This window comes from Streptomyces sp. NPDC039480 (genome assembly GCF_055597165.1).
Map to the genome: position 1 here is coordinate 866,770 of NZ_JBVITX010000002.1, position 19,959 is coordinate 886,728.

The window sequence follows — 19,959 nt, forward strand, 5'->3', positions numbered from 1 at the left end:
GTACCGGCCGTGTGGCTTACGCCTCGAAGACCTCGCTGAGCAGCTGGTCCTGCTCGGCCTGGTGGCGCTTGGCCGAGCCGACCGCCGGGGACGAGCTGTGCGGCCGCGAAATGCGGCGCAGGCGCTCGCCGTGCGGGATGTCCGCGCCGACCGCCAGGTCCAGGTGGTCGATGAGGTTGAGGGCGATGAAGGGCCATGCGCCCTGGTTCGCCGGCTCCTCCTGCGCCCACAGGTACTTCTCGGCGTTCGGGTACTTGGCGATCTCCGCCTGGAGCTCCGCACCCGGCAGCGGGTACAGGCGCTCGATGCGGATGATCGCCGTGTCGTCGGCGCCGCGCTTCTGGCGCTCCGCCTCCAGGTCGTAGTACAGCTTGCCGGAGCAGAAGACGACCTTGCGGACCGCCGACGCCTCCACGTGGCTGTCGCCGATGACCGGGCGGAAGCCGCCCGTCGTGAACTCCTCCGTCTTCGAGGCCGCCGCCTTGAGGCGCAGCATCGACTTCGGGGTGAAGACCACCAGCGGCTTGTGGTGCGGGTTGTGCACCTGCCACCGCAGGAGGTGGAAGTAGTTCGACGGGAGGGTCGGCATGGCGACCGTCATGTTGTTCTGCGCGCACAGCTGGAGGAAGCGCTCGATGCGGGCGGACGAGTGGTCCGGTCCCTGGCCCTCGTAACCGTGCGGCAGGAGCAGCGTGACGCCCGAGTGCTGGTTCCACTTCTGCTCGGCGGCCGAGATGTACTCGTCCACCACCGTCTGCGCGCCGTTGACGAAGTCGCCGAACTGCGCTTCCCACATGACGAGGGACTCGGGACGGGCCAGGGAGTAGCCGTACTCGAAGCCCATCACCGCGTACTCGGAGAGCAGCGAGTCGTAGACGTTGTAGCGAGCCTGGTCCTCGGAGAGGTACATCAGCGGCGTGTAGTCCTCGCCCGTCGCGCGGTCGATGAGGACCGCGTGGCGCTGGCCGAACGTGCCGCGGCGGGAGTCCTGGCCCGACAGGCGGACCGGGGTGCCCTCCAGGAGCAGCGAGCCGATGGCGAGGGTCTCGCCCATGCCCCAGTCGATCGTGCCCTCTTCGACCATCGTCGCGCGGCGCTGCAGCTGCGGCTGCAGACGCGGGTGGACGGTGACCCGGTCGGGGATGTTGACCTGGGACTCGGCGATCCGCTTGACGACCTCCTGGGAGATCGCGGTCTCGACGTGCACGGGGAACTCGGCCTGCGGGGCCGGCACGTCGGCCTGCGCGGGCTGCGAGACGGCCTCGCGGACCTCGGTGAAGACCTTCTCCAGCTGGCCCTGGAAGTCCTGCAGCGCCTGCTCGGCCTCTTCCAGGGTGATGTCGCCGCGACCGATGAGGGACTCGGTGTAGAGCTTGCGCACCGAGCGCTTCTTGTCGATCAGGTCGTACATCAGCGGCTGCGTGAACGCCGGGTTGTCCGACTCGTTGTGCCCGCGGCGGCGGTAGCAGATGAGGTCGATGACCACATCCTTGTTGAACGCCTGGCGGAACTCGAAGGCGAGGCGGGCGACGCGGACGACGGCCTCGGGGTCGTCGCCGTTCACGTGGAAGATCGGCGCCTCGATCATGCGGGCCACGTCCGTGGCGTACATGGAGGAGCGCGACGACTCCGGGGCGGCGGTGAAGCCGACCTGGTTGTTGATGACGATGTGGACCGTGCCGCCCGTGCGGTAGCCGCGGAGCTGCGACATGTTGAGCGTCTCGGCGACCACACCCTGGCCCGCGAAGGCCGCGTCACCGTGCAGGGCGACGGGCAGGACGGTGAAGTCCGTGCCGCCCTTGTTGATGATGTCCTGCTTGGCGCGGACGATGCCCTCGATGACCGGGTCGACCGTCTCCAGGTGGGACGGGTTGGCGGCCAGCGAGACCTTGATCTGCTCGCCGTCCAGGCCGGTGAAGGTGCCCTCGGCGCCCAGGTGGTACTTCACGTCGCCGGAGCCGTGCATGGACTTGGGGTCCATGTTGCCCTCGAACTCGCGGAAGATCTGGGCGTACGACTTGCCGACGATGTTGGCGAGGACGTTCAGGCGGCCGCGGTGGGCCATGCCGATGACGACCTCGTCCAGACGCGACTCGGCGGCGCTGTCGAGCACGGCGTCGAGCAGCGGGATGACGGACTCGCCGCCCTCCAGGGAGAAGCGCTTCTGTCCGACGTACTTCGTCTGGAGGAAGGTCTCGAAGGCCTCCGCGGAGTTCAGGCGGCGCAGGATGCGCAGCTGCTCCTCGCGCTCGGGCTTGGTGGCGTGGGTCCGCTCGATGCGGTCCTGGAGCCACTTGCGCTGCTTCGGGTCCTGGATGTGCATGAACTCGACGCCGGTGGTGCGGCAGTACGAGTCGCGCAGCACGCCGAGGACGTCGCGCAGCTTCATCATCGACTTGCCGGCGAAGCCGCCGACCGCGAACTCCCGCTCCAGGTCCCACAGGGTGAGGCCGTGCTCGGTGATGTCCAGGTCGGGGTGCTTGCGCTGCTTGTACTCCAGCGGGTCCGTGTCGGCCATGACGTGGCCGCGGACGCGGTAGGAGTGGATCAGCTCGAAGACGCGGGCGGCCTTCGTGACGTCGTCGTCGTGCGAGGCGTCGATGTCCTTGAGCCAGCGGACCGGCTCGTAGGGGATCCGGAGCGCCTTGAAGATCTCGTCGTAGAAGTCCTGCTCACCGAGGAGGAGGTTCGCGACGATCCGCAGGAACTCGCCGGAGGCGGCGCCCTGGATGACCCGGTGGTCGTAGGTCGACGTGAGCGTCATGACCTTCGAGATGCCGAGCTTGTTCAGGGTGTCCTGGGAGGTGCCCTGGAACTCCGCGGGGTAGTCCATGGAGCCGACGCCCATGATGACCGACTGGCCGGGCATCAGACGCGGGACCGAGTGGACGGTGCCGAGGCCGCCGGGGTTGGTCAGGGAGACCGTCACACCGGTGAAGTCGTCCATGCCCAGCTTGCCGTCGCGGGCGCGGCGGACGATGTCCTCGTAGGCCTGCCAGAACTCGAAGAAGTTCAGCGTCTCGGCCTTCTTGATGCCCGCGACCACGAGCTGGCGGTCGCCGTTGGGCTTCACCAGGTCGATGGCGAGGCCGAAGTTGATGTGCTCCGGCTTGACCAGGGTGGGCTTGCCGTCCTTCTCCTGGAAGGAGTAGTTCATCGACGGCATGGCCTTGATGGCCTGCACCATCGCGTACCCGATGAGGTGCGTGAAGGAGATCTTCCCGCCGCGGGCGCGCTTGAGGTGGTTGTTGATGACGATGCGGTTGTCGAAGAGCAGCTTCACCGGGACCGCGCGGACCGACGTCGCCGTCGGGACCTCGATCGAGGCGTTCATGTTCTTCGCGACCGCGGCGGCGGGGCCGCGCAGCGTCACGTACTCGGGACCGGCCGGGGCCTCGGCCGCGGGCTCCGCCTTGGCGGCGGGCTTCGCGGCCGCGGGCTTCGCGGCAGCGGCGGGCTTGGCGGCGGCCGGCTTCGCGGCGGGAGCCGGAGCGGCGGCCGCGGGCTTCGCGGGAGCGGCCGGTGCCTGCGCCTGGGGAGCGGCGGGTGCGGCCTTGGCCGGAGCGGCCTCGGCCGGCGGCGCGGCGGGAGTGGTGGCCGCGGCCCCCGCGGCCGCGTCACCCGCCGGCTTCGCCGGGGCGGCGGCTACGGAAGCGCCCGCCCCTGGCTTGTAGTCGGCGAAGAAGTCCCACCAGGCTCGGTCGACCGAATTCGGGTCCTGGAGGTACTGCTGATAGATCTCGTCTACGAGCCACTCATTGGGACCGAAGGCGGCGGCAGGGTCCTTGCCCTGCGCGTCTTGGTCGGTCGAAGTGCTCGAGCTACTGGGGGACTGTGACGACACGGCGGTAACCGCCCTCTTCCGCTTCACAAGGTGATGGACAGCGGAAATAAAGGCTACGCCTCCGAAGCCGCGAGGTGCAGACCGGGCCCGGCATCCGTCGCGTAAGTCACACTGGAACAGTGGTTTCGGCGCTGTAAATGGCGGGAAACAAGCGAGGTTCCGCAACGCCAGATGGCCGCGCGGGTACGTCCGTGGGACGTCTACGCGCGGCGGCGGCCCCCGGGTGCCCAGGAACGGCACCCTTGAATCGCTTTCACTCGAACCCTACGTCAACTTCACGCCTCGGGCAGGCCCGGAAGAGTGACCTGGATGCGGCAGCCGCGAGGGGATTCGGCCACCCCGATGTGGCCGCCGTGCAGATCGACCGCCCAGCGCGCGATGGCCAGGCCGAGACCGGTCCCGCCGTCGTTCCCCGAGCCCTTCACGGGGGCGCCCGCGTGGCTGCCGCGGTTGAACCGCTCGAAGACGCGGTGCCACTCCGACTCCGGGATGCCGGGGCCCTCGTCGAGCACCTCCAGGTCCAGGGACTCGGGGTAGGGGCCGCGCCTGGCCCGCACCGTCACGCGGCCGTGCGGCGGGCTGTGCTTGACCGCGTTGTCGATGAGGTTGGCCACGACCTGGTGGAGCCGCTCCGCGTCCGCGTGGGCCGTCAGCTCCGGCGGCGACACGTCCAGGTGCAGATGGACGTCCGTACGCGTATGACTGCCGGAGCCCGACGCGATGCCCGCGCGCGCGGAGGCCACCATGTTGGCCTCCTTCAGGACACCCGACAGATACGGCCACACCTCGAAGCGGCGCGCCTTCAGGGGGACCACGCCGTTGTCCAGGCGGGAGAGGTCGAGCAGCGTCTCGACGAGCCGCCCCAGGCGCTCGGTCTGCTTCAGAGCCGTGCGCATCGTCTCGGGGTCGGCGGCGGAGACACCGTCGACGACGTTCTCCAGGACGGCGCGCAGCGCCGCGATGGGGGTGCGCAGCTCGTGCGAGACGTTGGCGACGAGCTCCTTGCGCTGGGTGTCCTGCGCCTCCAGGTCGTCCGCCATGGCGTTGATGGTGGAGGCCACGTCGCCCAGCTCGTCGCGCCGGTCCGCGCCGCGCACCCGGCGCGTGTAGTCGCCGTGCGAGACGGCGCGGGCCACCGCGTTCATCTCGTCCAGCGGGGCGGTGAGGCTGTGGGCCACGAACTGGGTGATGAGGAGGGTGGCGATCACCGAGAAGACGGTGATGAAGCGCAGCTCGGTCTTGGTCTTCATGGCCACGAGGAGCAGCCCCGTGGTGATGAACACCGAGACGACCACGAGGGCGCCGAGCTTGGTCTTGATGGAGAACGGCCGCAGCTCTCCGAAGGGCCCGCTCACGGCAGGACCGGCCTCACGGCGCCGGGGTCTCGAGGGCGTAGCCCACGCCGTGCACCGTGCGGATCCGCTCCGCCCCGATCTTCCGGCGCAGCGCCTTGATGTGGCTGTCGACGGTGCGGGTGCCGGATGCGTCGGCCCAGTCCCACACCTCCGCGAGCAGCTGCTCGCGGGAGAGGACGGCGCGCGGGGTGTTGGCCAGACAGACCAGCAGGTCGAACTCCGTGGGCGTCAGATGGACGTCCTCGCTGCGCACCCGCACACGCCGCTGGGCGTGGTCGATCTCCAGCTCGCCGAGGCGCAGGATGCCGCTGCGGGGGGTGGTCGCGGCCAGCGCGGCCCGCTCGACCCGGCGCAGCAGGACGTGCACGCGGGCCGCGAGCTCCCGCATGGAGAACGGTTTGGTCATGTAGTCGTCGGCGCCGACCCCCAGCCCGACCAGCATGTCCGTCTCGTCGTCACGCGCGGTGAGCATGAGGACCGGGACGGGGCGCTGGGCCTGCACCCGGCGGCACACCTCCAGGCCGTCGAAGCCCGGCAGCATGATGTCGAGGATGAGCAGGTCGGGCTGCCAGGCCTGGGCGGTGTCGACCGCCGAAGGGCCGTCGCCGGCCGTTTGCACAACAAAACCCTCGGCACGGAGCCGGGCTGCGATGGCGTCGACGATCGTCGGGTCGTCCTCGACCACCAGCACCCGGCGCTGGGCGCCCGGCGTCGCCGCCGTGGCGCCGTTCTGGGAGGTGTGTGTCTGCTCCATCGCCCGCCCCTGACACTGATCGCTTGTGTTCGGCAAGCAGAGTACGGGGCGCGAAGGCACCTCGGCTACGCAGCCCGGACGCCGAGGTGGACCACGTCGGGGACGCCTCGGGCAACGGGGATCTCTTCGGTTCGTACCCTCTGGAATCCGGCATTCCGTAGAGCGTCGTCGAAAGCGGACGAGGGCTGCGCGGACCACACGGCGAGCACTCCGCCCGGGGTGAGACGGGCTTTGCAGGCGGCCAGACCGGCAGGCGAGTAAAGGGAGTTGTTGCCCTCCGTCACCGTCCAGCCGGGGCCGTTGTCGATGTCGAGACAGAGCGCGTCGTACGTGTCCGTCGTGCCGAAGAGGTGCGCGACGAGGTCCGTGTGAAGAATTTGCGCACGTGGGTCGGCGAGCGCGGCTCCGGACAGTTCGGCGAGGGGTCCCTCGCGGTGCCAGCCGATGATCGCCTCCTCGCGTTCGACGACGTCGATACGTCCCCAGCGGGGGTCCGCGACGGCGTGCGCGAGGGAGAAGCCGACGCCGAGGCCGCCGATGAGGAGGGCGGGGGACGGGCGGTCGTCGAGGGCGTCGCGGGCCGCGTCGACGAGCAGGCGCTCGGAGCGGCCGTCGCTGGTGTCCATCAGGAAACAGCCGTTGGCGATGATCTGCAGCAGCTCACCGTGGCGCCGCAGGACGACCTCGCCGTGAGGGCCCTCGCGCCGGTCGAGCACGACGGGGGCGATGGTGTGGGTGTGCATGGCCCACAGAGTATTTTTCCGCGACGTCCGTCCGCAGGCGGTTATCCGGGCCTCCGGGCTTCCGGGCCGACGAGCCGCGCGACGCAGGAGCCGCCCCGCGGGTTGCCGTGTGGTTGCCGTGTGAGACGCACCTCACGTGGCGCCCGTCATAGACACGCTCGAAAAGAGGGCAAAGGGTGGGGTGGGACGGAAGGAGCGCCTCACCCGTGAACCAGAGCGTGCGGCCCGTCGGGGCCGCGTCCGACGCGGCGACGCCGGGCACCCTGAGCGGCATACCGCGGCAGTCGACGCGTCGGCCCCCACCGGGGGAAGGCCCCGAGCAGCCGGCGCAGGAACGTGCCCCCGGCGCGGCCACCCGGCGCCTCCGCCCCTGGCTGCTCCTGCCCACACCCACCGGCACACCCTTCACCTTCGGGTACGCCCTCGTGCTCGCGGCCACCTCGCTGCTCGCGCAGCACGCCGACCCGGACCTCGTGGAAACGCTCCTCCACGGGTCGAGCACCGACGTGGCGCACCTCGCGCACAGCCCCGTCCTCGTCCTGGTCGCGAGCGCCCTGTGGATCGCGGGCGGCATCACGTCCCCGTACGCGATCGGCTTCCTGCTGGTGCTCACCGCGCTGGAGCGCCGCATCGGCGGTCTGCGCACCGCCGGTGTCTTCCTCCTCGGCCACGTCGTCGCCACGCTCGCGACGGAGGTCCCGGTCGGCCTCTCGGTCCTCGCGGGGCATCTGCCGGACAGCTCGCTGCACCGGCTGGACTACGGCATCAGCTTCGGCGTGGCCGCCAGCGTCGGCGCGCTGGCGGGGCTGCTCACGCCATGGCTGCGCTGGCCCGTCCTCGTCGGCTTCGGCGGGATGCTGGTCGACGACCTGATCGCGTTCGCCGACCCGATGACGAACTGGGGGCACCTGCTCGCGCTGCTGGTCGGCGTCGCCACCTGGCCGTTGCTCAGGCGTCGCCCAGGCGCGGCGCGCGGCGCATCGCCCACAGGGTCGGACCGCCGCCCGGCAGCTGCACCTCGCCGAGCACCGTGAAGCCGAAGTGCTCGTAGAAAGGGAGGTTCTCCGGCTTGGAGGACTCCAGGTAGACGGGCAGGCCGGCCTCGTCGGCCCGGGCGAGACCCGAGCGCAGGAGGGCGGCTCCGTGGCCCTGGCCCTGGGCGGCGGGGTCGGCGCCGAGCACCGCCAGGTACCAGTGCGGCTCCTGGGGGCCGTGTCCGGCGGCGGCCGCGGTGGCCTCGCGGAACAGCGGGGCCCGGTCGCCGAGTATCTCCGCGAGCTCCTCCACGGTCTCCGCGTCGGGCACGGCCTTGTCCTGCGCGCCCGGCGGCACCCAGAAGGAGGCCGCCGCGGCGGTCTGCTCGCAGACGCCGTGGCGGCCGTACTGCCGAGTGAGGAGCGTGGCGAAGTACCGGCCGAGGCCCGCCTCGCGGGTGGCCGCGTCCGGGAAGAACCACCGCATCATCGGGTCGTCGCCGAAGGCGCGGGCCAGGGTACGGCCGATCGTCACGGCGTCGTCGATGGTCGCGGGCTGCGGGGCGGGCCGGGCCGCCTCGGGAACATGGGTCGTCGACATGCGGTCATTCTGCACTTGTTGATCTTCATGGTCGGGGGCAGGGGGGTGATCGCGTGCGGGTGCTCCGACGGAGTCCGCACGCCACTTCGTGGGTGACGCCCGCGCGTTTGGGCGACACCCGCGCGCCCTCGGGCCTGGGCGACGCCCGCGTGCCGGAACGGAGCCCGCGCGCCTTCGCGCCTGGCGACGCCTCGCGCCTGAGTGACGCCCGCATGCCAGAGCGGAGCCGTCGCGCCAGAGCGCCTAAGCGACGCCCGTGCACGTGCACCCGAGCGACGCCCGCGCGGCGCCCTCGCGCATGAGCAACGCCGTCGCGCCCGAGCTCCTGAGCGGCGCCCCCGCGGCGCCCCGCCCCGGCCGGTGCCCCGCGCCGCCCCCCGTCAGTCGCTACCTGTCACGGCGACGGCTGTCGCCCCGATGTGGCTGAGCGTGCGGTTTCCCGCGCCCCTGGGCGGCGTCTTCGCTCCGTCGTCGGGGCTCAGGCCGCCGGCACCGCCTCCACGATCGACGGGAACGCGTCGGTCGGCAGGATTCGGGTCAGGCGCAGCCCCGCCCCGACGAGCAGCGCGGCGAACTCGTCCTCCGTGCGTTCCTGGCCGTCCACGATCGCCGCCATCGCCACGTCCAGGGTCTTGGCGATGTGCGGTTCGTTGCCGGACGGTAGGACGCAGTCGACGATCAGGAGGCGCGCGTCCGGCGCCATCGCCGCGCGGCAGTTGCGCAGGATCCGCTCGCAGTCCGCGTCCGGCCAGTCGTGCAGGACGTGCTTGAGGACGTAGATGTCGCCGCCCTCGGGGACCCCGGCGAAGAAGTCCCCGGACTCGGCACGCCATCTGCCGCGCAGCTTCTCGTCGCCGCCCAGGAGGTGCGTGCTGACCGCGGGAGCCTGGTCGTAGAGGACACCCGTCAGACCGGGCCGCCCGCGCAGGACCGCGCGCAGCAGCCCGCCGCGGCCGCCGCCGACGTCCACCACGGTGCCCTTCTCCGGGAAGGGGTACGTCCCGGCGATCACCGCGTCGACCGGCCCCGAGAGCGACGCCATGCCGCTGTCGAAGAGCTCCCGCAGCTCGGCGTCCTCCGCCAGATGCGCGAAGAACGGCTTGCCGAAGACCCGTTCGAAGGACGGGCCGGCCTGGCGGACCGTCTCCTCCAGCCCCGCGGAGGTCCGCCAGAACGCCTGGTCGGTCAGCATCACGACCGCCGGGTGCAGGGAGTCGGGCACGTCGGTGCGGAGCGCGCTCGCGAGCGGGGTCAGGTGGAACGCGCCCGCCCCGTCCTCGCGGAAGACGCCGCGCGTGGCGAGATAGCGCAGGACGCGGCGGAGGTGCCCGGCATGGGTGCCGGTCGGCTCGGCCAGCTGCTCGGCGGTGCGCGGACCCCCCGCCAGATGGTCGGCCACCCGGCAGAGCGCCGCCGTGCGCAGCGCCGCCGAGAAGAGATGCCCCAGAGCGTGTTCCGCGAGCTGCCAGGTCACGTCCCGCATGCCGCCGTCACCGTTCTCGGGTGTGTCCACCTTGTTCTCGGGTGCGTCCACCTTGGATCCCCTCCGTGGAAGTCGGAGCGTCCACGCTCCCAAGGGGACGGCCGGGAGGGAACGGCACGCGCGAGACGGATGACCGGAAACGAGCCATCTTCCGAGCCGCCTTTTCCCTGATCGCTCAGAGCGAACATGGCCCGGGGAACAACTCGGCGCTCATAACCATTGAGTCGATACAGCTCAACTTGAATGCCGAAGGGGAGATCATGGCTACTGAGTCCACCTCGTACACACCGCTCACTCTGCCCGTGCTGCCGCTCGACGACGAGGTGGTCCTGCCCGGCATGGTGGTTCCGTTCGACCTGTCCGACGCCGATGTGCGCGCCGCGGTGGAGGCGGCCCAGGCCGCTGCCCGCTCCAGTGGCGACAGCAAGCCGAAGGTGCTGCTTGTTCCGCGCGTCGACGGGACGTACGCCGCGACCGGTGTCCTCGGCACCGTCGAGCAGGTCGGGCGGCTCTCCGACGGCGACCCGGGCGCCCTCATCCGCGGCCGGAGCCGCGTCCGCATCGGCGCTGGCACGACCGGCCCCGGCGCCGCCCTCTGGGTCGAGGGCACGAAGGTCGACGACACCGTGCCCGACCCCCTGCCCGGCGCCGTCACCGAGCTCGTCAAGGAGTACAAGGCGCTCGCCACCAGCTGGCTGAAGAAGCGCGGCGCCTGGCAGGTCGTCGACCGCGTCACGCAGATCGACGACGTCTCCGCGCTCGCCGACAACTCCGGATACTCCCCGTTCCTGACCACCCAGCAGAAGGTCCGGCTCCTGGAGACCGAGGACGCGGTCGCCCGCCTCAGGCTCGCCACCGAGCAGCTGCGCGAGCACCTCGCCGAGCAGGACGTCGCCGAGTCCATCGCCAAGGACGTACAGGAAGGTGTGGACAAGCAGCAGCGCGAGTTCCTGCTGCGCCGCCAGCTCGACGCGGTCCGCAAGGAGCTGCGCGAGCTCAACGGCGACAGCAAGGACGCGGCCGAGGAGTCCGACGACTACCGCGCCCGCGTCGAGGCCGCCGACCTGCCCGAGAAGGTCCGCGAGGCCGCCCTCAAGGAGGTCGACAAGCTGGAGCGCGCCAGCGACCAGTCGCCCGAGGGCTCCTGGATCAGGACCTGGCTGGACACCGTCCTCGAACTGCCCTGGAACGAACGCACCGAGGACGAGTACGACATCAAGGGCGCCCAGGAGATCCTGGACGCCGAGCACGCCGGGCTCCAGGACGTCAAGGAGCGCATCACCGAGTACCTCGCGGTGCGCAAGCGCCGCGCCGACCGCGGCCTCGGCGTCGTCGGCGGGCGCCGCGGCGGCGCCGTGCTCGCCCTCGTCGGCCCGCCCGGCGTCGGCAAGACCTCGCTCGGCGAGTCCGTCGCGCACGCCATGGGCCGCAAGTTCGTGCGGGTCGCTCTCGGCGGCGTACGGGACGAGGCGGAGATCCGCGGCCACCGGCGTACGTACGTCGGGGCGCTGCCCGGACGCATCGTGCGGGCCATCAAGGAGGCCGGGTCCATGAACCCGGTGGTGCTCCTCGACGAGATCGACAAGGTGGGCTCGGACTTCCGGGGCGACCCGGCCGCCGCCCTCCTCGAAGTCCTCGACCCGGCGCAGAACCACACCTTCCGCGACCACTACCTGGAAGTGGAACTCGACCTCAGCGACGTCGTCTTCCTCGCCACGGCGAACGTCCTCGAAGCCATCCCCGAGGCGCTGCTCGACCGCATGGAGCTCGTCCGCCTCGACGGCTACACCGAGGACGAGAAGGTCGTCATCGCCCGCGACCACCTGCTCCCGCGCCAGCTGGAGCGGGCCGGCCTGGCGGAGGACGAGGTCACCCTCGACGAGAGCGCGCTGCGCAAGCTCGCCGGTGAGTACACGCGCGAGGCGGGCGTCCGCAACCTGGAGCGCTCCGTCGCACGGCTGCTCCGCAAGGTCGCGGCCCAGCACGAACTGGGCGACAGGGAACTGCCGTTCACCGTCACCGACGAGGACCTGCGCGGTCTCATCGGGCGGCCGCGCCACGTGCCCGAGTCCGCCCAGGACCCGGCCGAGCGGCGCACGGCGGTGCCGGGCGTGGCGACCGGGCTCGCGGTCACCGGAGCCGGTGGCGACGTGCTGTTCGTGGAGGCGTCGCTCGCGGACCCGGAGACGGGGGCATCGGGGCTCACGCTCACCGGTCAGCTGGGCGACGTGATGAAGGAGTCCGCGCAGATCGCGCTGAGCTTCCTGCGCTCGCACGGCGCCGAACTGGAACTGCCCGTCGGCGACCTGAAGGAGCGCGGCGTGCACGTCCACTTCCCGGCCGGCGCGGTCCCCAAGGACGGGCCGAGCGCGGGCGTGACGCTGACCACCGCCCTCGCCTCGCTGCTCAGCGGGCGGCTCGTCCGCACGGACGTGGCGATGACCGGCGAGGTCTCGCTGACCGGCCGGGTCCTGCCGATCGGCGGCGTCAAGCAGAAGCTGCTCGCCGCGCACCGCGCCGGGATCACCACCGTGATCATCCCGAAGCGGAACGAGGCGGACCTCGACGACGTGCCGGCCGAGGTCCTGGAGAAGCTGGACGTGCACGCGGTGACGGACGTGCGCCAGGTGCTCGAACTGGCCCTCACCGAAGCAGAGGTGAGGGTCCCGGCCGCCGCATAGGGAGCCAGGGGTGAACGATGGCCGGCCCGGTATCGGGCCGGCCACCTTCACGTGTGCTCAGCCGTTGGCGAGCGCCTGCACCCGGTCGAGGGCGCCGTTGAACTTGTTGTGGTCGCCGACCGTCGGCCCCGACGAGGTGTACTGCCACATGGTGTGGAAGCCCCAGCCGGCCGGGAGCTCACCCGGGCTGGTGTTGTAGCGGGCGATCCACAGCGGGTTGCTGGCGCCGAAGCCGCTGTAGTTGCCGGTGCACTGCTTCCACCAGCTGGTGGCGGTGTAGATGACGGCGTCGCGCCCGGTGCGCGCCTTGTAGGTGTTCAGGAAGTCCCGGATCCAGCTGACCATGCCCGACTGGGTCTTGCCGAAGCAGGCCGCCCCGTACGGGTTCCACTCGATGTCGAGGGCGCCCGGCAGCGTCTTGCCGTCGCGCGACCAGCCGCCGCCGTTGTCCACGAAGTAGTTGGCCTGGGCGGCGCCGCTCGCGGTGTCGGGCGTCGCGAAGTGGTACGCGCCGCGGATCATGCCCACGTTGTACGAACCGTTGTACTGCTGGGCGAAGTAGGGGTTCTTGTAGTACGTCCCCTCGGTGGCCTTGACGTAGGCCCACTTCACACCGCTGTTCCACAGCGTGGACCAGGCGACGTTGCCCTGGTGGCTGCTGACGTCGACGCCCTCGGTCTGCGTGGCGCCGCCGCCGCTGGGCAGGCCGCCCTGGCCGTCGTGCTCGATGACGCCCTGGCCGAGGCGGGCGGAGCCGCGCGGCGGCACCTCGTCCGCCCGGGCCGCCGTGGGGAGCGTCAGGAGGAGGGAGAGGGCGGAGAGCACTGCGAGGAGAACTCCCGCCGGCGACAAGCGCGAGCGGCGGGCCGGTCCGGGTCTGTGCACGGGCATGGGGATGCCTCCGAAGGCCTCGGTGGTGCGCTGGGGGGACCTTGCGACATGCCGAATGGTGTGAACATGTCACTTGAAAAGCTACGCACGTAGACCACTGCCAGGGAAGAGGGGCGGGGAGCTGCCGTTGGTCCACTCCTGTGGCGGTGGCTGCCGGGCGGGACCCTCTCCACCTTGCGAAATACTGGTCAGGCCGCTGCCGCCACGGCCGCGGCGCGAGGGCCTTCCGGCGATAACTTTCAGAATCGGGAAAGCGGACATGGGTGCTGCAGAAGAGGGTGTGGAGCGCGGCGCGCGGGGTGCTGACGAACAGGGGGAGGGGACGGCGCGCGAGGCCCAGGGGGAGGACCGCGAGTTCCTCTCCCTCGAACGGGAGTTGTCGGTCCTGCTGCGTCGCGCGCGGGCCTCGTCGGGCGAGATGGCGCGCCAGGTCCACCCCGACCTGGAACCCGCCGCGTACGGACTGCTCGTCCGCCTGGACGACTCAGGCCCGCAGCGGGCCACCGAGCTCGCGGCCTTCATCGGCGTCGGCAAGGCCACGATGAGCCGCCAGCTGCGGGCACTTGAGGAGCTCGGCCTGGTCTCCCGCGAGCCGGACCCGGCCGACGGGCGCGCCTGGCTCATCCGGCTCACGCCCGACGGCCGCACCCGCTTCCGCACGGTGCGCGCCGCCCGCCGCGCCAGTTACGTGCGCCGCCTCGCGAGCTGGGACCGGGCGGAGGTCGCCGAACTGGCCCGGCTGCTCGGCCGTCTGAACGCGGGCGCGGACTCGTGAGCCGTCCACCGACGCCCGGCTCCTGACCTCGGGCCCGCACGGCCCGGGTCACAGCTCCGCGTAGACGACCGCCGCGTCGTCGTGCCGCTTCCCGCGCGGGAAGGCGAGGCGGTCCGGATCCGCGCGCTCCAACTCCCGCACCCGGTCGATCAGCTGCTGCGGACCCTCCTTGCGCAGCAACGCGAAGCACTCGGCCCAGCCCCCCTCGCGGAACGTCTCGACCCACCGCCCGGCCCCGTCGGTGAGCGCCGCGACCGCCGTGACCTCCGCCCGCGGCAGCTCGCCCGTCACGGCGCGCAGGGCGGCCGAGGGGTCGGCGGCGGCGGTGAAGAAGCCGTCCTCCGCGTTGCGCAGCGCCTCGACCGCGACTCCGTAGGCGCGGGCCGCCGCGTCCCGCTCGGCCGAGCCCCGGGGCAGGGCGCGCACCTCGTCGCGCAGGGCCCGGACCGCGGGTGGCAGTTCGGCCAGCCGGCGGTCGAGCACGGCGGTCACCTCGCCGCCCGGGCCCGCCAGGAGGAGCGCCGAGTCGGACAGGACCAGGTGCTCGACGCGTTCGGCGTTCCACCGTACGAGCACGACGGTTGCCTGAGGAGTACGCGGGTGAGAAAGGTCACAGGTTGAACCATGTGACTCGGCGGTACGCGTGATGCCGGCCGCGAGGATCTCAGAGAGCGTCATATCCGGGCGTGAAACGGACAGTTCGCCCAGCGCGCCGCCGAGTCGGGAAGTGAACCAGGGGACGGAATGCGGACAGCCCACCGAGCCCTCGGGCGGCGTCACGCCGTCCAGGAGGACGAGCGATCCACCCTGTCCGGACGCGGGAAGCGCGACCGCCGCGTAGTCCTCGTTGGGGCGTGCGGGGTCGCCGGGCTCGGTGGCGAGTTCGATACGCATCCGGCCAGTCTGCACGAGCCCTTCACAAGGCCCTCCAGAAGCCGCAAAGGGGCACCGGACCGGCTCGTACGGGCGGGCCGTGCGCCGGAATTCGACCGGAATGATCAACTCCGGCACGGGTGTGGCGGCGCATCCTGCCAAAGCCGGTGGGAGACGTCCAACCGGCACACCGGACGGGCCCCGCAACGGCCCCGCCGGGACTTGCCCGCCAACTCCCCGCCGATGTTCACTCCTTCGGGTGGCCGGCCAGGCGATGCGCGACCGCCACTCACCGGCACTGGAAGGGTCAGGAGCCGTACCGGGGGGAGCGCTCGTGTTGACAGGTCGTCACCCGGGCCCAAGGGCAGACGAAAACGAGAATGCGAGCACCGGTGCAGAAGATGCGGCCTCGGCGCAAAGGCAAGCAGACGGCCCCTGAAGGGGCCACGCCGGGCGCGACCACTCCGACCGAGCATGCGCCGGAGGGAACGGCCGCGGACGTCTCCGTGGGCGCGGTTCCCCCTCCTGGAGCGGCTTCCTCCCCGGACGCCGGGGCGGGCGTGAAGACGGCCGATGCCTCGGGTGGGGCCGCAGCCGCCGGCGGCAAGCCCGCGGCCTCTGGTGGCAAGGGCGCCACTCCTGCCGGTAAGGGCGCCGGTCCCGATGTCTCCGCTCCGATGCCCCCGGCGCTCGCGGTCAACAAGGCGCCCACCGCCCGCGTGCGCAATCGGCTGATTGTCGCCGTCGCCGTCGTGGCCGCCGCCATCGCGGGAGCGGGCGCGCCCGCCGTCATCGCCGCGTCCGACCGGCTGAACGACACCCAGAGCCTGGTGACGCTCGCCGAGCAGACCCAGCAGGCGGTCTCCCTCGGCCACTCGCTCGCCGACGAGCGGGACGAGGTCACGTCCTTCATCGCCGCCGGGCGCCCGCAGGGCAAGGGCCTCTCCGAGAGCCGCAGCGCCCGCGTGGACCGACAGGTCGACGAGCTCCGCGGCGCCGACGCACCCGCCGAGCTCCGCGATGACCTCGCCGACATCGCGGCCGTGCGCAGAGCGGCGCTCACCGGCAAGAGCACCGCTCTCGAAGCCCACGAGGCGTACACCAAGGTCATCGCCGAACTCCACGGCCTCACCCGCGACCTCGCCGAACAACTGCCCCCCGAGGCGAACAAGGGCGCCCTCGCCCTCGCCGACCTCGACCACGCCGTCGAACAGGCCGCCGCCGCCCGCGGCCTGCTCCTCGCCGCCCTCTCCCTGCCGCGCCCCACCGGCACCTCCGCCGTCGACCCGGTCACCGGCCTGCCCACCACCGGCGCCGACGAGGCCCCGGCCGACGCGAAGCGCCGCGACGAGCTCAGCGGCGCCGCCCAGCAGGCCCGCGTCCGCGAGCTGGCCGCGCTCGCCGACTTCCGCGACGCGGCGGGCGACCCGGCCCGCGCCACGTACGACTCGACCGTCACCGGCGCCGAGGTCAGCGCCGCGGAGAAGTACCTCGAGCGCCTCACCGACCAGCCGACGCTCTCCGCCGACGAGCGGCGCTCCGACCGCAAGAAGGTCGACGCCGCGCTCTCCGCCCGCATCGAGACGATGCGCGGCGCCGAGTCCGCGCTCGGCGTCGAGCGCACCAAGCACCTCGCCCAGCTGCGCGACGACGACGTCACGGCTCTGGAGATCCGCATCGCGCTCGTCGGCGTCTGCCTGCTCGTCGCGGTCGGCTTCGCCATGGGCACGGCCCGCTCGCTGACCCGCCCGCTCGCCGTCCTGCGCCTCGGCTCGGCCCGCCTCGCCACCGAGCCCGCGCCGCAGGAACCGATCCGCTTCACCGGTCGCGACGACGAGTTCGCCCAGGTCGTCCGCTCCGTCAACGCGCTGCACGGCCACGCGGCCGCCCTCACCGAGCGCCTCGCCACCCTGGAATCGGACCGCAAGCACCTCATCGGGCAGCGGCAGTCCATGGCCGACGAGCGCGCGGCGCTGCGCGAGGAGCTCGCCGAGGCCTCCGCGCACCTGGAGCAGGTCCGCCAGTCCATCCACGGCACCTTCGTCAACCTCGCCCTGCGCACCCTCGGCCTGGTCGAGCGCCAGCTCGCCGTCATCGAGAACCTGGAGGACCGCGAGCAGGACCCCGACCGGCTCGCCACCCTCTTCAAGCTCGACCACCTCGCCACGGTCATGCGCAGGCACAGCGAGAACCTCCTGGTCCTCGCCGGTGCCGAGCACGGCCACCAGCACCCCGGCGCTGTCCCGCTCGTCGACGTCGTGCGCGCGGCGGTCTCCGAGATCGAGCGGTACGAACGCGTCCGCATCGCCACGCTGCCGCCGCACGCGCACGTGGCGGGGTTCGCCGCCGACGACATCAGCCACCTCACCGCCGAGCTCCTGGAGAACGCCACCTCGTTCTCGCCGCCGGACGCCTCCGTCGAGGTCTCCGGCTGGCTCCTGGAGAACGGCGAGGTCATGCTCTCCGTCCAGGACGAGGGCATCGGCGTTCCGCAGGACCGGATGCGGGAGCTCAACGCCCGCCTCGCGGACTTCGACCCCGACGCCGTGCACGACCAGGAGAGCGGGGACGGGCTCGGGCTCGGCCTCTACGTCGTCGCGCGGCTCGCGGCCCGGCACGGGGCGCGGGTGCGGCTGCGGGAGCAGAAGCAGGGCGGTGTCGCGGCGGTCGTGGTGCTGCCCGAGGGCATCCTCGCGGAGGCGCCCGCACCGGCCGCGCCCGCCGCGGTGGTCGCGCCGCCGCGCACCGGCGAGCCCCTGACGCATCTGCCCGGCTCCGAGGCCGAGGCCAACTCCAATGTCCTTCCCGGGCGACTGACCAGCGCACCCGGTGAGGATCCGCTGATCGCGGCGGCCGAGCGGACCCTGGAGACGGCGCTCCCCGCGCCTTCCTCCGAGGCGAAGCCGAAGCCGGAGCCGGAGCCTTCCTCTGATGAGTCTGACTCCGACTCCGACTCCGGGCCTTCGCCGTCGGCGGAGACCACGATGGAGCTCCTGCCGCCCCAGCTCCTGGAGCCGGACCCGGACTCGGACCCGCAGCCGGAACCGGAGTCCGCGGCGGCCCCCGCGCCCCCCAAGTGGGAGCGCGTCACCGACAAGGGACTGCCCAAGCGCACCCCGAAGATCACCGCGCCCGCGGCCGCCGCGCCCAAGCCGCGCACCGGCTCCGTGGACGCCGAAGCACTCCGCCGCCGCCTCGGCGGCTTCCACCAGGGCGCGATCAGCGGCCGACGGGACGTGGAGGCCGAGATCGCCGGGGAAGACGCGGGGGAAGAGACGACGAAGCCGTCGGACCAGAATGAACGAGCCGCAGACGTAATGGGGGACTCAGTCGAGGAGGCAAGCAGTTGACTGCGCCCATGCGCACGCCCAGTTCGTCCGCCACATCCGCAAAACCGGCCACATCCGCCACACCCGCCGGATCCGCCACACCCGCCGGATCCGCCACAGCCGCCGGATCCGCCGCACAGACCGGACCTGCCGCACCGACCGGATCCGCAGGGCTGAGCAGTGAAGCCCGCAATCTGCACTGGCTCCTGACCAACCTGGTGGAGGAGGTGCCGGGGCTCCTCTCCGTCGCGGTCGTCTCCTCCGACGGGCTGCTGCTGCTCTCCTCCGACCCCGGGCGCAACGCCGAGCGTCCCGCGGCGAAGACCTCGGGGCCCAAGGGGTCGAGCGCGGACCTCGCCACCATCGTCTCCGGGCTCGGCTCCCTCACCATCGGCGCCGCGAAGCTGATGGACGGCGGAGCGGTCAAGCAGACCGTCGTGGCGATGGAGGAGGGCAGCCTCTTCGTGATGTCGATCAGCGACGGCTCGCTGCTCGGTGTGCACGCCACACCGGACTGCGACATGAGCGTCGTCGCGTACCACATGGCGCTCTTCGTCGGCCGCGCCGGGCACGTCCTCACCCCCGAACTCCGCAGCGAACTGCGCCAGTCGATGGAGAGCGCCCGATGAGCAGCAGAAGCAGCAGGAGCAAGTCGCCGAAGCTGCCGCAGCGCGGCGGCGACCGAAAACCCGCCCGGGTGCGTCCCTACTCGCTGACCGGCGGGCGGACCAGGTTCGGCCACGTCCTGCTCGTCGAGACGTTCGTGGCCAGCAACCCCGCGCTCGAAGCGCCCGACGAGCGCCTCGAACTGCCCAAGGGCACGCTGTCCAAGGTCATGCCGGAGATGCGGGCGATCGTCGAGATCTGCCGCCGCATGCGTACGGTCGCGGAGATCGCGGCGCTCCTGAAGATGCCGCTCGGCGTGGTCCGCGTACTGCTCAGCGACCTCGCCGACCAGGGAAAGATCCGCGTGTACGGAACGGGCCACGGCCCGGGACAGCCCGACCGCGCACTGCTGGAAAGGGTGCTGAGTGGACTCCGCCGTCTCTGAACTCCTCGACAACGAGGGTCAGTTGCAGGCCTGGCAGACGGACAGGTCACGTGCCCCGATCGCCACGAAGATAGTGGTGGCGGGCGGTTTCGGCGTCGGCAAGACGACGTTGGTGACCGCCGTCTCCGAGATCACGCCCCTCCAGACGGAGGCGCTGATGACGCAGGCGAGCGCCGACACCGACGACCTGAGCGCGACCCCGGAGAAGACGACCACCACGGTCGCCATGGACTTCGGCCGCATCACGCTCGATGACGACCTGGTGCTCTACCTCTTCGGCACGCCCGGCCAGCAGCGCTTCTGGTTCATGTGGGACGACCTGGTGCGCGGCGCGATCGGCGCCGTCGTGCTGGCCGACACCCGCCGCCTGTCCGACTGCTTCCCGGCGCTCGACTACTTCGAGAGCTGCGGCCTGCCGTACATCGTGGCCGTCAACCACTTCGACGGCAGCGAGAAGTTCGAGCCCGCGGACGTGCGGGAGGCGCTGACGGTGCCACCGCACATACCGGTGCTGATCATGGACGCACGGCAGCGCATCTCGGTCATCGAGTCGCTGCTCGCCCTGGTCGGCCACGCGCTCGACGTAACCCCTGAGTAAGAGAAGG

Annotated in this window: 15 protein-coding genes; 7 read left to right on the forward strand and 8 right to left on the reverse strand. The window is 71.7% G+C overall.

What is annotated here, in order from left to right; translation table 11 throughout:
* Positions 1-16: 16 nt before the first annotated feature.
* The 4 genes from ACZ56E_RS09890 to ACZ56E_RS09905 form a co-directional block, all read right to left on the reverse strand.
* Complete coding sequence (locus ACZ56E_RS09890) at positions 17-3,844, reverse strand: multifunctional oxoglutarate decarboxylase/oxoglutarate dehydrogenase thiamine pyrophosphate-binding subunit/dihydrolipoyllysine-residue succinyltransferase subunit (RefSeq protein ID WP_471212841.1); 3,828 nt, start codon at positions 3,842-3,844, stop codon at positions 17-19.
* 275 nt (positions 3,845-4,119) lie between these two features.
* Positions 4,120-5,199, reverse strand: a complete 1,080-nt coding sequence (locus tag ACZ56E_RS09895; RefSeq protein WP_398301108.1) for a HAMP domain-containing sensor histidine kinase — start codon at positions 5,197-5,199, stop codon at positions 4,120-4,122.
* A 13-nt stretch (positions 5,200-5,212) separates the two neighbouring features.
* Entirely contained in the window at positions 5,213-5,953 is a 741-nt protein-coding gene (locus ACZ56E_RS09900; RefSeq protein WP_398301110.1) for a response regulator transcription factor, read from the reverse strand.
* 65 nt (positions 5,954-6,018) lie between these two features.
* Positions 6,019-6,696 (reverse strand): spermidine synthase family protein, encoded by a 678-nt coding sequence (locus ACZ56E_RS09905; protein WP_471212843.1) that lies wholly within the window; start codon positions 6,694-6,696, stop codon positions 6,019-6,021.
* Positions 6,697-6,902: 206 nt separating this feature from the next.
* Here ACZ56E_RS09905 and ACZ56E_RS09910 point away from each other — a divergent pair, with 206 nt between their 5' ends.
* The gene (locus ACZ56E_RS09910) at positions 6,903-7,730 is read left to right on the forward strand and encodes a rhomboid-like protein (RefSeq protein WP_471212846.1); all 828 of its coding nucleotides are present in this window, start codon (positions 6,903-6,905) and stop codon (positions 7,728-7,730) included.
* Here the strand turns inward: ACZ56E_RS09910 and ACZ56E_RS09915 are convergent.
* Both ACZ56E_RS09915 and ACZ56E_RS09920 read right to left on the reverse strand, forming a co-directional pair.
* On the reverse strand, positions 7,645-8,271 hold the full coding sequence (locus tag ACZ56E_RS09915) for a GNAT family N-acetyltransferase (protein WP_471212848.1): 627 nt from the start codon (positions 8,269-8,271) through the stop codon (positions 7,645-7,647). The genes ACZ56E_RS09910 and ACZ56E_RS09915 overlap by 86 nt on opposite strands.
* A 478-nt stretch (positions 8,272-8,749) precedes the next feature.
* Positions 8,750-9,754 carry a methyltransferase gene (locus ACZ56E_RS09920; RefSeq protein ID WP_471213154.1) on the reverse strand — a complete coding sequence of 335 codons (1,005 nt, stop codon included), beginning with the start codon at positions 9,752-9,754 and terminating at the stop codon, positions 8,750-8,752.
* Positions 9,755-10,014: 260 nt separating this feature from the next.
* Between ACZ56E_RS09920 and lon the strand changes: the two genes are divergently transcribed.
* Positions 10,015-12,435 (forward strand): endopeptidase La, encoded by a 2,421-nt coding sequence (gene lon / locus ACZ56E_RS09925; protein ID WP_471212850.1) that lies wholly within the window; start codon positions 10,015-10,017, stop codon positions 12,433-12,435.
* A gap of 57 nt (positions 12,436-12,492) precedes the next feature.
* Here lon and ACZ56E_RS09930 read toward each other — a convergent pair whose 3' ends face one another.
* Complete coding sequence (locus ACZ56E_RS09930) at positions 12,493-13,326, reverse strand: lysozyme (RefSeq protein ID WP_471212852.1); 834 nt, start codon at positions 13,324-13,326, stop codon at positions 12,493-12,495.
* A 259-nt stretch (positions 13,327-13,585) separates the two neighbouring features.
* On the opposite strand from ACZ56E_RS09930, the gene ACZ56E_RS09935 reads away from it, so the two are divergent.
* A complete protein-coding gene (locus ACZ56E_RS09935; protein ID WP_471212854.1) occupies positions 13,586-14,101 on the forward strand; it encodes a MarR family winged helix-turn-helix transcriptional regulator in 516 nt (171 codons plus the stop codon).
* 48 nt (positions 14,102-14,149) lie between these two features.
* On the opposite strand, the gene ACZ56E_RS09940 is transcribed toward ACZ56E_RS09935, so the two are convergent.
* Positions 14,150-14,995, reverse strand: a complete 846-nt coding sequence (locus ACZ56E_RS09940) for a hypothetical protein (RefSeq protein WP_471212856.1) — start codon at positions 14,993-14,995, stop codon at positions 14,150-14,152.
* Between the two features lie 359 nt (positions 14,996-15,354).
* On the opposite strand from ACZ56E_RS09940, the gene ACZ56E_RS09945 reads away from it, so the two are divergent.
* The 4 genes from ACZ56E_RS09945 to ACZ56E_RS09960 are packed head-to-tail and all read left to right on the forward strand — an operon-like array spanning position 15,355 to position 19,952.
* Positions 15,355-18,324, forward strand: coding sequence for a sensor histidine kinase (locus ACZ56E_RS09945; protein WP_471212858.1), 2,970 nt, complete (start codon positions 15,355-15,357; stop codon positions 18,322-18,324).
* An 8-nt stretch (positions 18,325-18,332) separates the two neighbouring features.
* On the forward strand, positions 18,333-18,932 hold the full coding sequence (locus ACZ56E_RS09950; RefSeq protein WP_471212860.1) for a roadblock/LC7 domain-containing protein: 600 nt from the start codon (positions 18,333-18,335) through the stop codon (positions 18,930-18,932).
* Positions 18,929-19,354, forward strand: coding sequence for a DUF742 domain-containing protein (locus ACZ56E_RS09955; protein ID WP_471212862.1), 426 nt, complete (start codon positions 18,929-18,931; stop codon positions 19,352-19,354). Before ACZ56E_RS09950 ends, ACZ56E_RS09955 begins: the two co-directional genes overlap by 4 nt.
* Complete coding sequence (locus ACZ56E_RS09960; RefSeq protein WP_468608923.1) at positions 19,335-19,952, forward strand: GTP-binding protein; 618 nt, start codon at positions 19,335-19,337, stop codon at positions 19,950-19,952. The genes ACZ56E_RS09955 and ACZ56E_RS09960 overlap by 20 nt, the downstream gene beginning before the upstream one ends.
* Positions 19,953-19,959: the final 7 nt, after the last annotated feature.

What these genes read in the sequence shown, in the direction of transcription:
- ACZ56E_RS09955 (WP_471212862.1), top strand. Translation starts at nt 18,929, where the DNA reads ATGAGCAGCAGAAGCAGCAGGAGCAAGTCGCCGAAGCTGCCGCAGCGC.
- ACZ56E_RS09900 (WP_398301110.1), bottom strand. Translation starts at nt 5,953, where the DNA reads ATGGAGCAGACACACACCTCCCAGAACGGCGCCACGGCGGCGACGCCG.
- ACZ56E_RS09920 (WP_471213154.1), bottom strand. Translation starts at nt 9,754, where the DNA reads ATGCGGGACGTGACCTGGCAGCTCGCGGAACACGCTCTGGGGCATCTC.
- ACZ56E_RS09945 (WP_471212858.1), top strand. Translation starts at nt 15,355, where the DNA reads ATGCGAGCACCGGTGCAGAAGATGCGGCCTCGGCGCAAAGGCAAGCAG.
- ACZ56E_RS09940 (WP_471212856.1), bottom strand. Translation starts at nt 14,995, where the DNA reads ATGCGTATCGAACTCGCCACCGAGCCCGGCGACCCCGCACGCCCCAAC.
- ACZ56E_RS09905 (WP_471212843.1), bottom strand. Translation starts at nt 6,696, where the DNA reads ATGCACACCCACACCATCGCCCCCGTCGTGCTCGACCGGCGCGAGGGC.
- ACZ56E_RS09935 (WP_471212854.1), top strand. Translation starts at nt 13,586, where the DNA reads ATGGGTGCTGCAGAAGAGGGTGTGGAGCGCGGCGCGCGGGGTGCTGAC.
- ACZ56E_RS09950 (WP_471212860.1), top strand. Translation starts at nt 18,333, where the DNA reads ATGCGCACGCCCAGTTCGTCCGCCACATCCGCAAAACCGGCCACATCC.
- ACZ56E_RS09930 (WP_471212852.1), bottom strand. Translation starts at nt 13,326, where the DNA reads ATGCCCGTGCACAGACCCGGACCGGCCCGCCGCTCGCGCTTGTCGCCG.
- lon (WP_471212850.1), top strand. Translation starts at nt 10,015, where the DNA reads ATGGCTACTGAGTCCACCTCGTACACACCGCTCACTCTGCCCGTGCTG.
- ACZ56E_RS09915 (WP_471212848.1), bottom strand. Translation starts at nt 8,271, where the DNA reads ATGTCGACGACCCATGTTCCCGAGGCGGCCCGGCCCGCCCCGCAGCCC.